Source organism: Proteus sp. fly-1089, assembly GCF_040138965.1.
Lineage (GTDB): Bacteria > Pseudomonadota > Gammaproteobacteria > Enterobacterales > Enterobacteriaceae > Proteus > Proteus vulgaris_B.
Genome location: NZ_JBEETS010000009.1, coordinates 46,802 through 60,543, shown reverse-complemented (window position 1 = coordinate 60,543; position 13,742 = coordinate 46,802). Strand labels below are relative to the sequence as shown.

Genomic DNA, 13,742 nt, shown 5'->3' with positions numbered 1-13,742 from the left:
CTTATTGCTTGTTAGCGGTAAGGTGTTTTTTTATTCAAAATAGCTTTCTATTTTGATGATTTCAATATAAGACTATATTCCAGAAATGATCATATCCATAGCAGGCACTATTGCTGTATGGATCTCAGGTCTAACACACACAATATCAACTGTTCTTAACTTACTCTTTGCTACGGCTGTTATAGATTTCGTCATAACAACATATTTCTGATTATCTATTTCAATAACGGGTGCCAATATCTCTATTTGAGAGTTCTTATGTGATAACTGAGTAATCGGCATAATGACCCGAGAATCAATATCACTTAGTAGTTCATTTTGAATATCAATAAAATAAGGGTACTGTTCTTTCGATTTAAGGGATTTATTACGATATATTGTGTATTAAGACATTAAATAACCCTATATTCATCATCATCAGTAAATAACCCCATTTCCTGTTCGAATTCATTAAGAGCTTGAATGCCATTTTTATTTTCAGTTTTCCACTGTTCCCGCTTTTTTTCACGAATGGCATCAGATAACATTTGATCGAGTGTTGCTGATAAATTAATTCCAAGCTCTCGCGCTTCATCCACCAATTTTACAGTTAGATACACATTAACTCCTCGTTTATCTTTTTTACTCATCGTCAATGTTTTCATTATAAGCTCCATTTATGTGCATCATTTATGTGCAAAAGTGTAGAGCAGATAATTATCAACATCAAACTGGGAGATATTCAAAAAACATAATTAATTTATTTAGAGAAATATAAAAAGCATTCATCTAATAGCTATGAAGTTTATCAAAATTTTCGCCAAATAAAAATAAAACCAATATAAACAAAAGGTTAAATATATTAATTATATCTATATAGAAAATTGGAAAGATCAACAACGAGGGAAATATAATGAGTCGATACATTATATTTAATATAAAAAAGGTCAAATTCCACAAAGGTGAATTTGACCTTTAGATTTTATAAATTGGGTTTATTGAACAATCTTACCCAATTTGAAATGTCATCATACTGAGCGATTTATTAACAATATCATTATTCAGTAATGTTACTTTTTCACCTTCTTGTTTTAAACCTAATAGGTATAACGCAGGTAAAAAATGTTCTGCTGTTGGGTGTGACAATTGCCCTTCTTCCGTTGATAAAATCGTAAAAAGATCAGTTGGCACTTTATCGCTTTGTAGACTATGTTCTACGGTTTCACTAAATAAAAGTGCCCAAGGATAAGGTGTCGCATCGCTATTTTGCCAGTCCATCATTCTTAAATTGTGAACGATATTACCGCTACCAATAATTAAAACACCTTCTTTACGTAATTCAACCAGCTTTTGCCCTAATTCATAGTGCCATTGCGCTGATTGGTTAGCATCAATGCTTAATTGAACAACAGGAATATTCGCATTGGGATACATTTTTTCGAGTATCCCCCAACTACCATGATCGAATCCCCATTGATCCATATCGAGTTTTAATTTAATCGGATCAATAAGATCTTCAATCAGCGCAGCTAAGCCTATTGAACCTCGCGCTGGGTATTTTATTGCATATAATTCTGCTGGGAAACCATAAAAATCATGAATTGTCTTTGGTTGAGACATTGCCGTTACATAAGTTCCATCGGTATACCAATGGGCCGAAATCACTAAAATCGCTTTAGGTTGAGGAAGCGTTTCCCCTAATTTTGACCAGAGGCGAGTATATGTATTGTCTTCTAATACATTCATTGGGCTACCATGTCCAATAAATAGCGCTGGCATCATTTTTGTGTCCATAATCACCTCTTATGGCTTGTGATCTTATGGCGTTAGCATAGCGCCTTCTTACTTGAAATATAGTCAAAGAAGTATGAAATAGTTATTCAAAAAATATGAAAAAAGCCACCTAAGTTTCCTTAAGCGGCTTGAATAAGTGTGTGTGTTTTCAGTGTCGGTTATAACATGTTAATTTCAGCCAGCTTTTTTCTCCTCACGAAGACGATAAGCCACTAAGTCTTCAATAGTTAACACAGGCATATTGTGCTTTTTAGCAAAAGTAATCACTTCTGGTGCTCTTGCCATTGTGCCATCGTCATTGGTTAATTCGCATAACACTGCAACAGGTTTAAAACCGGCTAATGTTGCTAAATCAATTGACGCTTCTGTGTGCCCACCACGAGTTAACACACCACCAGGTTGGCCACGTAATGGAAATACATGACCTGGGCGATTCAAATCACTTGGTTTTGCATTGTCAGCTGCTGCTGCACGTACTGTGGTTAAACGATCAGATGCTGAAACACCTGTTGTTACACCTTGTGCTGCTTCAATCGTTACTGTAAATGCTGTATGGAAATGGCTGGTGTTATTTTCCACCATCATAGGCAAATCAAGTTGCTGACGGCGTTCTTCTGTAATGCATAAACACACAATGCCACTACCATGACGAATAGACATCGCCATTTGTTCTGTGGTCATTGTTTCTGCTGCGAAAACCATATCGCCTTCATTTTCGCGGTTCTCGTCGTCGAGCACCATCACGCCTTTACCAGCACGAAGGGCTTCAAGAGCAAGTTCAACACGCTCAAATGGATTACCGAATTCGGAAAGTAGCGTCTGATTCATGGTAAAAAAAACCTCAATAATTAATGAAAGTTACCAGAACCAGGGCAGTCTTAGGAGTGGATCTCTGCTTAATAAAAAATATAAGCAGAAACAACAGGAATGGATACAATGATCCTACTGATGCTATTTTATTCTCTCCCATCCAGACTTTAACTGTCGGCTCCAGAATCACACTGGATCTGCTGACCTTTGCATTGCAATGGCAACACAAAGCGCTCGCGGGCTTTACTTGGATCTTCAAGTATCTACCGCCGGTGGGGACTTTCACCCCGCCCTGAGATTAACGAAGAAACTATACGCTTTAAAATTATAAGTGGCAATAATCAATCCGTGACAATACTCGTTTAATCACATAATCACGTTATGACATACGGTTATTTAACGATTTATAATAAAAAAATAACAATAATCCTGATATCTGGTTTTATTCCCTCAGCCCTCATATTACACTTAGCCTCAGCTTTCTATTTTATTTGTGAGGACTTCCCATGTTGGACCCGAAAAAACTTGAACAAGTCGCGCGCCAAATCCAAAACGTTTTGCCACAAGGCATCAAAGATTTTGGTGATGATATTGATAAAAAAATCCGCACTGTTCTGCAATCTCAATTAAACAAGTTGGATTTAGTCAATCGCGAAGAGTTTGATGTACAGACTCAAGTCTTATTACGCACTCGTGAAAAACTAACACGCTTAGAACACCGTTTAAATGAGCTAGAAGCTGGTCTGATTGCAAAACCTCAAGCTGAAGTTATCCAAGTTGAAGACGTTGAAATTACAGTAGAAACTCAAACAGAAAATAAAGCTTAATCCATTTACTTTATTAGTTATTCTCTTTATTAATAAAGCAAAAACCCTGTATCTTACCCAGACACAGGGTTATTTTTTATATGCTCTATAAATTAATTACTCACTATTTTAATTCTGGCCAATAGTCTTTATTTGCTTCAATTAAATCATCTAAAATTGCTTTTGCGACAGTCGCGCTTGGCACAGTTTTAGACATCGTAATGGCTTGCCACAGTTTCAAATAGGATTTTTCAATCCAGGCTTCTACCACTAATTTTTCAACGGCAACTTGCTGACTCATCATCCCTTTTTGGAACAATGGAATTTTGCCCATGACTAAAGGTTCTGGTCCATGGCTTCCGACAATACAAGGGATCTCAACCATTGCTTCAGGATCAAAATTAATAATTGATCCGTTGTTAGGAACGATCAGCAACATTCTTTCTTGAGTATTAAACGCGATAGCCGTCGCAAGATCGACAATGTAAGAGGCATGCTCATCTATTTCAAGATGGCCAGCTGATGATTTACCCGCTGCTGTAATAGCTCGACAAGCACTAAAAACGTTCTTTTCTCTGTGTTCCATCACTTCATTAGCGCGCGTATGATGAGGATCAGAATGCGCAACAACATAATCAGGGAACAAATAATACTTCAAGTAAGTATTTGGCATAGTTGCTGGATCTAGCGCCCAAACATCTTTTGCCTTACCAAAAGTATCGTTCCAGCTTGCTTCAACAGGCTCTCCTTCTACTTTAGGAATATAACCATGCTCAGCAACATGTTTACGAATAATCGGCAGTAAATCATTGCCTTGCAAGTCTTCAACTTGCGTCCACCAACCAAAGTGATTTAAGCCGTAATAGCGGACACGCATCTCCTTACGTGATTTTAATCCTGCAATTTGCGCCATACGTGACTCAATACCAATTGGCATATCACAAATATTTAAGATTTTTGCATTCGGCTTTAAGCGACGCGTAGCTTCGGCAACAATGGCTGCTGGGTTAGAATAATTTAACATCCATGCATTTGGTGAATATTTTTCCATATATTCAACCAATTCTAATACACCACCAATAGAACGCATACCATAAGCAATGCCACCAGGCCCACAGGTTTCTTGCCCTAATACACCGTGGCGTAAAGGAATTTTTTCATCTTTTTCACGCATTGGATATTTACCAACACGAATATGAGCCATAACAAAATCAACATCCGTAAAGGCAGTTTTAGGATCTGTGGTATAGCAAAATTCAATTTCAGGTGCTTTTTCAGTAAGAATTATTTCACAAGCTTTAGCAATGGTCTCTTGCCTCTCGGCATCATTGTCATAAAATTTGATGGCTCTTAATGGAAAACGTTTTAAATTTTCCAGTAGCATCAAAATAATACCGGGTGTAAATGTACTACCGCCACCTGCAATTACGACTGAGAACTTCTTCATTATATAGCCTCCGACAAGGTGATTTTTTGTGGATCTTCTTTCATAAGTTGTTCAATTTTGTCTCTTACTTGAGAAACGTGTAGCCCGATAATGATTTGCAATGCATGGCCTTTACGCACTACACCATGTACACCGAGCCCTTTAAAATAGGCATCTGTTTCAACTACTTCATTATCAATTACTTCAATGCGTAAACGTGTTGCACAGTTATTTAAAGATTTGATATTTGCACCTCCACCTAAGCCTTCAAGAATGCCTTTAGGAAGTGCGAGTTTGTGGTCTTCTTTTGCTGTTTTTGAACTATCTGAAACTTGTGACTTTTTATTTTTATAATCTTGTTTGCTATAAAGCTTGATCTCTTCATCATCCTCTTCACGACCTGGTGTTTTTAAATTAAGTTTGATAATTAATGTTCTAAACACTACAAACCAAATCATTGTGAAAATAAGCCCTATGACTATTTGTGTAATAATCATTCCGTAATGGTTATGAAACATTGGGATCCAATTCATAGGAAGAAAATTATCGATGATCCCTCCGCCCATATTTCCGACAACCCCAAAGTGATAAAGTGTTGTCGCTAATGTGGCAGCTAACACGGCATGAATGGCAAACAATAACGGAGAGATAAATAAGAATGTGAACTCTAAAGGTTCTGTTATTCCCACAAATACAGCGGTCAATGCAGAGGGTATAAGTAAACCTGCAATTTTGGCTCTATTTTTAGGTGCAGCAGTAAAATAAAGAGCAAGTGCTATACCAATAGAACCAAAGACTTTGCTATTACCATGTAGTGCAAAACCCCCTTCAGGAAATAGCTCTTTTAAAGATTCAGTGCTTTGACTGAAATATTGCATATTTTGAGCCCAATCAACTTGAATTCCATGTTCAGTGACTGCTGGGCCAAAAATAAATGGGCCATAAATAAAGTGATGTAGGCCAGTAGGAATTAAAATACGTTCAAGAAATGTATATATCCAAACACCTAAAGAGCCAGATTCAACCATAAATACTTGTAACGATTGAATACCAATTTGTACTTTTGGCCAGAAAAATAATGTTATCCATGCTAACGGTAACATAACAAAGAAACTAATTAACACAACATACGAAGTCCCTTGAAATATACCTAAAAAAACAGGAAGCTGTTTATCAAAATAACGATTATGAATACCTGTAACTATACCCGCAATAATAATTGCTCCAATAATACTGGTATCTAATGTTTTAATTCCAGCGATCATTGTTAAGCCACTATTTCCACCAATCTCATTTGTAAAGTCCACACCAAAATAACTTCCCCAAACCATTCCCATTGCATTAATAAAATAATTCCAAGTGAGAAAACTCACCATTACAGCAAGGCAAGCTCTTGCTTGTGCAGTTTTAGCTAAACCGATTGGTAAGCCAATTGCAAAAATAAGAGGCATATTACGAAAAACAGTCCATCCCCCTTCTTCAATAATATGAACAATTTGGGCAAATAAACTATCGGGTCTTAATAAATCTTCACTAATAAATAATGGATTCTGTAATAAAATGGCAATGCCTACAACAATACCTGCAAATGGAAATAGCAGGACAGGAGTAAACATGGCTCCACCAAATCGTTGTATTTGACTGAGCATAAAAATATCCTCTTATTTACTGCTACTGAAACGGCGTGATATTTAATTCATTTTTTTTCTGTAAATTCAGATTAGATTCTTTTCTCTTTATTCTCTCATCTGAAATGAGTTATTCGTGATCTGATTCATACTAATCTTTCAGGCAAAGTGATCTCATTTTTAGTCAAAAAGCAGATCACTTTTTATTTTTTGATAACGTTCACATTTTAGAGGTATAAATGATTATCCTATATATCAAAAGATTAGATTAAGATAAATTAAATAAGGAGAGCCGATTTTAAGAATAAAAAGAGGTATAAAAATGATCTACAAAGACATTGCAAAAAGCCTAAGAATTCAAATAAATTCGGCTGGATATCAAATAGGTGACCCTTTACCAGCAGAAAAATCATTAGCACAACAATACAACGTATCGAGGATGACAATACGTAAAGCAGTAGATTTATTAGTGACCGCAGGATTATTAGAGCGAAAACATGGCTCTGGGACTTATATTAAAGAAAAAGATGTCCATCATGAAAATGCTAGCCTAAAAGGCTTTGTCGAATTAATGGCAAATACAGGTCATAATGTAAAAAGTGAAGTCATAGAATTTCGTGTTATTCCCTGTCCCTTATCTATTGCCAGTAAATTACGTATCAATTCAAATGAACGTATTTTTTATTCAAGGCGAATACGTTACGTCGACAATAAACCGCTTATTGTTGAAGACAGTTACATGCCTGTTAAATATTTTCGTAATTTAACCTTAACTCATTTAGAAGGGTCTAAATTTGATTTTATTGAAAATGTTTGCCAAATAAAGATATCAGGAAGTTATGAGACCTTTCACCCTATTATGCCTGATAACAACATTTGTCAATTATTAAAAATAGAAACTAATATTCCAATATTAAGACTCAGCACATTATCATATAGCACTCAGGGCGATTATATTAATTATTCAATTATGTATAGAAACACTCAAGATTATATTGTTGAGTATCATTTAAAAAGAGAACAATAACCATTAATAAAATTATCATTAAAAATTTATAATAGTTGGATTCTTTATTATAAAAAAAGCACTCCAAAGAGTGCCTTTAGTCGTTAATTTATGCCACTATTTCTTTTTAATCGCATTAATAATGTTCGTTGTCGAAATGCCGTCTTCGAAATTCAGCACTTTAACTTCACCGCCTGCTGCCCAAACTTCTTTACTACCCGCGATATCTTCAGGTTTATAATCCCCGCCCTTGACTAAAATATCGGGTAAGACAGAGGCAATTAAGCGCTGTGGTGTATCTTCCTCAAATGCAACAACCCAGTCTACTGCACCTAAGGCTCCGAGCACTGTCATACGCTGCTCTAATGGGTTAACAGGACGTGTCTCACCTTTTAAACGCTTAGTCGAGGCATCACTATTTACAGCAACAATAAGGCGATCACCTAACTTACGTGCATTGGCTAAATAACTGACATGACCTGCGTGAAGAATATCAAAACATCCATTAGTCATCACAATGCGCTCACCGCGCTGACGTGCTAATTCAACTGCTTGTTTTAATTGTTCTTCTTCCATTATACCAAAACCGTTGTCGGCACGGCCACGAATGGCATTTTCCAATTCAATAGGTGATACTGTCGATGTCCCTAGTTTACCCACCACAACACCCGCTGCTGCATTTGCAAGGAAGCAAGCTTCACCTAAAAGTTTACCTGCTGCTAAAGAGGTTGCTAATACACCTATTACTGTATCGCCCGCACCAGTAACATCATAAACTTCTTGGGCTTGTGTTGGTAAATGTAATGGCGCTTCATTCGCTCGAATAAGGCTCATTCCACGTTCAGACCGTGTGATCAGTAAAGCATCAAGATCTAAATCTCGAACTAATTGAGTACCTTTTTCCACTAGCTCATCATCGGTTTTACAAACACCGACAACTTGTTCAAATTCTGACATATTCGGCGTTAATAACGTTGCTCCACGATAACGCTCAAAATCACACCCTTTAGGGTCGATTAATACAGGAACACCCGCTTTCTTTGCAAGTTGGATCATTTCTTGAACATGAGAAAGTGCGCCTTTCGCGTAATCTGATAAAATCAGTGCGCCAATAGAAGGCAACGCCTGTTGAATACGTTCATAGATAGGCTGAGGATCAACATTGCTAAACCCTTCTTCAAAATCAAGACGAATTAATTGTTGATTACGTGAAAGCACTCGTAATTTTGTAATGGTTGGATGTGTCGCAACAGAGACAAAATCACAGCGTACATTGACCTGATTTAATGTATTACTCAATGCTTTGGCAGCTTCATCAATACCCGTTAAACCCACTAAACGTGAATTAGCACCGAGAGAAGCAATATTCATTGCCACGTTTGCCGCACCACCGGGGCGCTCTTCTGTGGTATCTACTTTGACCACTGGCACTGGGGCTTCTGGTGAAATACGGCTTGTAGGGCCATACCAATAGCGGTCTAACATGACGTCACCGACAACCAGTACATTGGCCTTATTAAAATCCGGCAGCGTTACTTTCATCCCATACTCCACATTTATTTTCAAAATAAGCCGAAATAATACCATAACTTGTTAAGCAAAAAGAGACACTCATAAGCGTTCCTGCTAACAAACACTTACTCTTGCTCGCCAAGCCACTTTTGCTTGCTTTTTAATACGTGTTCTCGCTCTACAATAAAACAATTGTTATCCACAATCGCAGGTAACGCTTGTAGAGCAAGATGGTGTAACTCATTACGTAATGTGACATAAGCATGTGTCAAAGCCTGAGCTTCTTCTTCACCCATCACTTGATATTTTGCCATTAACTCAAAAATACGCACATTATCAGACCAACGTGTCAATGCAGGATATTGATGAGAAAAACGCAATACCAAATATTGAGCGATAAATTCAATATCGGTAATCCCCCCCGATGAGGTTTTTAAATCAAACTTGTCTGCTTGTGTTGGTGCAAGATGTTGCACCATTTTTTGGCGCATTTCGCGTACTTCATGTTGCAATACGTTGGCATCACGAGAAAGGCACAATGTTTCGTGGCGAATACGAGAAAACATCTGTTGTAGTTGCTCATCACCATAAATCATTCTAGCTCGAATTAAGGCTTGATGTTCCCATGTCCATGCTTCATTTTTCTGATATTCATCGAAAGCTTGGATCGTACTTACTAACATTCCTGACTCACCGGAAGGGCGTAAACGTGCATCAACTTCATACAATACGCCCGAAGAGGTTCGTGTACTAAATAAATGGATAATGCGTTGAGCTAGGCGCAGATAAAACTGACGAGCATCAATCTGTTTTGCTCCCGTTGTCACGATATTCATTGGACAGTCTAATAAAAACACTAAGTCTAAATCTGAGCTATAGCCTAATTCCCATCCCCCCAATTTGCCGTATCCAATCACCGAAAAACCTAGGCCATCACGATTGGCTAAATGTTCAGGCTCACCATAACGCTTCACCATATATGACCAAGCTTGATGAACAACAGCATGAATGATGGCTTCCGCTAGATACGTTAAGTGATCGCTAACTTTCATCACGGGTAATACCCCCGTGATATCTTCCGCAGCAATACGCAACAGTTGAGCTTGTTTAAATTGGCGCAGTGCTTCTAGTCGTTGCTCTTCATCTTCTTCTGGTACACGTAATAAATATTGACGTAATTCATCACGATACGCATCTAAAGGTAGTGGCTGATAGAGTGAATTAGGATCAAGTAATTCATCTAACAGTAAAGGATGAAGTGCCAACTGTTCTGCTATCATCGGAGATGCTACACATAATCGTATAACATGAGTGAGGACTTCATCAGACTCTTGCATCAACTCTAAATAGGTTGTACGACTCACAATGCTTAATAATAATGGTGTGACTCGTTGTAACGTAACTAACGTTTGAGGTTGCTGGCAAATCTTAGCCAGTAATTTTGGCATTAATGTATCAAGAACATCTCGCCCTCTTGGCCCTATCGTTCGCTTACCGATATCTTGGCGAAATATTTGTAATGTCTGATTAATTGCATTCAATGACTCAACCGTGAGTGATTGATGAAGTAATGACGAAGTCTCAGGCAAACGCCCAAGTAACCAGAGGCGTTTAAACTCTGAGGTATCCTCTTCTTCATCATTTTCATCTTCTTCACCAATTAATTGCGTGAAAATAACAGAAACAGCCTGCATTTTGTGGCTAATTTCTTGATAAAGCGTTTCCCAATTATCATATCCCATTGCAAAAGTGAGTCGTGCTTTATCCTCTTCATTATCTGGTAAAGTTTGCGTCTGCTGATCACCAATGGATTGTAATAAGTTTTCTAACCGACGAAGAAAGAGATAGCTTTCAGATAATTGCGCTGTTTCTTTTTCTGTTAATAATTCAAGCGTTGTGATCGCCTTTAATACTGTTAATAGTGAGTTACTCTGTAGTTCAGGCTCTCTGCCACCGCGAATTAACTGAAAAACTTGTGTAATAAATTCGATTTCACGAATGCCACCAGCACCGAGTTTTATGTTATCAATCATGCCACGACGGCGAACCTCACGGCTTATCATCGACTTCATATTACGAAGTGATTGAATAACACTAAAATCGATATAACGGCGATACACAAAAGGACGCAACATTTGGCGTAATACTTGGCAGTATTCTTTCTTTTCAGCACCTAAAACACGAGCCTTGATCATGGCATAACGTTCCCAATCACGCCCTTGCTCTTGATAATAATCTTCAAGTGCAGCAAAGCTCATCACCAAAGGCCCACTTTCTCCAAATGGGCGCAATCGCATATCAACACGATAAACGAAGCCATCAATAGTATGTTGATCAAGTACTTTAATCAGTTTTTGGCCTAATCGTGTAAAAAATTGAGCATTATCAAGCTCTCGGCGTCCACCTTGGGTAAATCCATTTTCAGGATAAGCAAAAATCAAGTCGATATCAGAAGAAAAATTAAGTTCAAATCCACCTAATTTTCCCATACCTAATATCAGAAATGGTTGTGGTTTACCTTCACTATCACAAGGTGTTCCCCATTGTCGGCAACATTGCTGATAAAGCGTGTCTCTTGCGACACAAATTAGAGTTTCAGCAAGTACACTTAAATGTTTTAGTGCACAAGGAATATCGCCTAATTGGAAAAATTGTAACCATGCAATGCGCACTAATTGTTGATGGCGAAATTGACGCAAGATCCGCATAACATCATCTTCATTATCAACATTGACTAACATTGCTGCTAATTGAGTTTCATAACTCTGCCATTCGATACCCGTGGGTGGATTTTGCCTGATATCAGTCAACCATTGAGGATTAACCCGAAAATGCTCGGTTGCAAAAGGACTAAATGCAAGAAATTGTTGTTCTTGCTCACTAAAAGGTGCCAGCGCATTAAGTTGAGAAGAAAAACTACACTGTGCTTTATCCCACAATGATTGAAGTACACTGATAACAGACATAAATAGACTCTCACGTAGTCAGGAAATTAAGCAATAGACAGTAACCACGACATAGAAGATAACTTAAAGTTTAACCATAAAACATGATAATAATCGGTTGCGGTTGTAAATGTTAACGGTGAAATTGCATTCAGTGAATATTGCATCGGCTCTGGCAAATTAGACTGTTTTTTACACCAATCAGAAAATAACGCCAACATTGCAGGCATGGTAATTGTCGGCGATGTGGGATTAGCAAAAATAGCTTCTTCTAATGCCTGTATTGCACTTAACCATTTCGTAAGTTGTTGTGCCGTTGTATCACTAGGAGAAAGATTCACGACACTCAACGATAACGCAGGCTTATCTTTTGCCAAATAATAACCACGCGCAGCTTTACTGCGTGAGGCAAGACGTAATCCGCCTTTTTTACCTAAATACGTTGCTAATGCAATAACGTCTGACACATTACCTTTTTTAAGTTCTAGCTCAAACTCTTCGATCGGTAATTCATATTGCTCAGTACGAATTACGCCTTGATCTAATACCACTTCTATTTGACTATCTTGATACTCAACAAGCCAGATTTCACGATAAAAATCTGTATGAAACAACACATTAAGCTGAGATTCTAATAAAGCTAGATCTGTTTTTTCTGGCCAGATTTCCGCAGGAAAGCGAGCTAAATCTAATTTAGGTTGTGTTAGTTCAACGTTATATTCTGGGCGTTGATGTAAGCCAGCAACAACTTTTCCTGCCGTTTTAATCGTCATTTCATAATGATCATCAACACCACGAATACGTAATCCCATATCCCAACGACGGATCTGATTATCAGCAGTCTCAAAGTAAAGATTAGTCAGCTTTTTAGGGATGGAATGCTGATGTGGTAGAGTCAGAATGCGCTGAATAATATGAGGAATAGCGGCAGGTATGGCACTCATTTTGAGTTCGGTTTCTAATTGGCTCATTCTATTTCCCTTAAGTAAATCAATTGATTAGTAAAATATTTGACGCATTTTTATTTAGCAAGTGATAGCCTAATAACAATAATGAATAAAAGGCAGATTATCCCTATATTCTACCAGTTAAGACTGTTCTCATTCTGGTTTACTATTTGCTTACGCAAACTTTACTCTTTAGTATCAGTAAAAATATTCTCTTGTATAGATAAAAAAGTTGAAAACATAATGCGAAAATTACCCTTACTTTTTATTTCCTTACTTGGCTTAAGTGTTTCTCTAAGCTCACACGCAGAAACTCGCTATGTTTCCGATGAATTATCCACTTATGTGCATAGTGGACCAGGAAATCAGTACCGAATTGTTGGCTCTTTAAATTCAGGTTCAACAGTGACTGTACTTTCTCGTAATGCAGCAACGGGTTATGTACAGATTAAAGACGATAAAGATCGTACTGTCTGGTTGCCAGAAAACCAACTAAGCGCCCAACCAAGCATGCGCACTCGTATCCCTGCTATGGAAAAAGAGATCCAAACACTACGTGATAAACTAGCGAATATCGACCAAAGCTGGAATCAACGTACTATAGATATGCAAAACAAAGTCTCAAACAGCGATGACATAATCAATGTTTTGAAAAAAGAAAATGAGCAGATGAGAACAAAACTTGCTGTTGCTGAGAAAAAACTCGATTTTGCTAATCAACAGTTAGATGACCGACAACGTGACATCATCTTGCAGTGGTTTATGTATGGTGGTGGTGTTGCTGGTGCGGGTCTTATTTTTGGTCTGATCCTTCCGCATATCATTCCTCGTCGTCGTAAACGCAACGATCGTTGGATGAACTAATATTCAGCCAAAAGGAATCATGATC

General features: G+C 37.7%; 12 protein-coding genes and 1 riboswitch. Of the genes, 3 read left to right on the top strand and 9 right to left on the bottom strand.

Annotated elements, in window-relative coordinates:
- Positions 1-72 precede the first annotated feature (72 nt).
- The 4 genes from ABN080_RS16590 to ribB all read right to left on the bottom strand — a co-directional run bounded on the left by ABN080_RS16590 (position 73) and on the right by ribB (position 2,601).
- Positions 73-378, bottom strand: a complete 306-nt coding sequence (locus ABN080_RS16590) for a CcdB family protein (protein WP_349441592.1) — start codon at positions 376-378, stop codon at positions 73-75.
- Positions 379-392: 14 nt separating this feature from the next.
- The gene (locus ABN080_RS16585) at positions 393-644 is read right to left on the bottom strand and encodes a type II toxin-antitoxin system CcdA family antitoxin (protein ID WP_349441552.1); all 252 of its coding nucleotides are present in this window, start codon (positions 642-644) and stop codon (positions 393-395) included.
- 343 nt (positions 645-987) lie between these two features.
- On the bottom strand, positions 988-1,773 hold the full coding sequence (gene ygiD, locus ABN080_RS16580) for a 4,5-DOPA-extradiol-dioxygenase (RefSeq protein WP_349441551.1): 786 nt from the start codon (positions 1,771-1,773) through the stop codon (positions 988-990).
- Positions 1,774-1,947: 174 nt separating this feature from the next.
- Positions 1,948-2,601 (bottom strand): 3,4-dihydroxy-2-butanone-4-phosphate synthase, encoded by a 654-nt coding sequence (gene ribB, locus ABN080_RS16575; protein WP_072070063.1) that lies wholly within the window; start codon positions 2,599-2,601, stop codon positions 1,948-1,950.
- Positions 2,602-2,727: 126 nt separating this feature from the next.
- Positions 2,728-2,887, bottom strand: a riboswitch (FMN riboswitch).
- Between the two features lie 202 nt (positions 2,888-3,089).
- On the opposite strand from ribB, the gene ubiK reads away from it, so the two are divergent.
- Complete coding sequence (ubiK, locus tag ABN080_RS16570) at positions 3,090-3,410, top strand: ubiquinone biosynthesis accessory factor UbiK (protein WP_164526720.1); 321 nt, start codon at positions 3,090-3,092, stop codon at positions 3,408-3,410.
- A gap of 103 nt (positions 3,411-3,513) precedes the next feature.
- On the opposite strand, the gene ABN080_RS16565 is transcribed toward ubiK, so the two are convergent.
- Positions 3,514-4,836, bottom strand: a complete 1,323-nt coding sequence (locus tag ABN080_RS16565) for a 6-phospho-alpha-glucosidase (RefSeq protein WP_349441550.1) — start codon at positions 4,834-4,836, stop codon at positions 3,514-3,516.
- The gene (locus ABN080_RS16560; RefSeq protein ID WP_349441549.1) at positions 4,836-6,464 is read right to left on the bottom strand and encodes an alpha-glucoside-specific PTS transporter subunit IIBC; all 1,629 of its coding nucleotides are present in this window, start codon (positions 6,462-6,464) and stop codon (positions 4,836-4,838) included. Before ABN080_RS16560 ends, ABN080_RS16565 begins: the two co-directional genes overlap by 1 nt.
- A gap of 301 nt (positions 6,465-6,765) precedes the next feature.
- Between ABN080_RS16560 and ABN080_RS16555 the strand changes: the two genes are divergently transcribed.
- Complete coding sequence (locus ABN080_RS16555; RefSeq protein WP_072070067.1) at positions 6,766-7,470, top strand: GntR family transcriptional regulator; 705 nt, start codon at positions 6,766-6,768, stop codon at positions 7,468-7,470.
- 96 nt (positions 7,471-7,566) lie between these two features.
- Here ABN080_RS16555 and hldE read toward each other — a convergent pair whose 3' ends face one another.
- From hldE to ABN080_RS16540, 3 genes are all read right to left on the bottom strand, one after another.
- Positions 7,567-8,991 (bottom strand): bifunctional D-glycero-beta-D-manno-heptose-7-phosphate kinase/D-glycero-beta-D-manno-heptose 1-phosphate adenylyltransferase HldE, encoded by a 1,425-nt coding sequence (gene hldE, locus ABN080_RS16550; protein WP_349441548.1) that lies wholly within the window; start codon positions 8,989-8,991, stop codon positions 7,567-7,569.
- 95 nt (positions 8,992-9,086) lie between these two features.
- A complete protein-coding gene (gene glnE / locus ABN080_RS16545; RefSeq protein ID WP_349441547.1) occupies positions 9,087-11,927 on the bottom strand; it encodes a bifunctional [glutamate--ammonia ligase]-adenylyl-L-tyrosine phosphorylase/[glutamate--ammonia-ligase] adenylyltransferase in 2,841 nt (946 codons plus the stop codon).
- A 26-nt stretch (positions 11,928-11,953) separates the two neighbouring features.
- Positions 11,954-12,877 carry a CYTH domain-containing protein gene (locus ABN080_RS16540; protein ID WP_196554743.1) on the bottom strand — a complete coding sequence of 308 codons (924 nt, stop codon included), beginning with the start codon at positions 12,875-12,877 and terminating at the stop codon, positions 11,954-11,956.
- A gap of 219 nt (positions 12,878-13,096) precedes the next feature.
- On the opposite strand from ABN080_RS16540, the gene ABN080_RS16535 reads away from it, so the two are divergent.
- Positions 13,097-13,717 (top strand): TIGR04211 family SH3 domain-containing protein, encoded by a 621-nt coding sequence (locus ABN080_RS16535; protein ID WP_349441546.1) that lies wholly within the window; start codon positions 13,097-13,099, stop codon positions 13,715-13,717.
- Positions 13,718-13,742 lie beyond the last annotated feature (25 nt).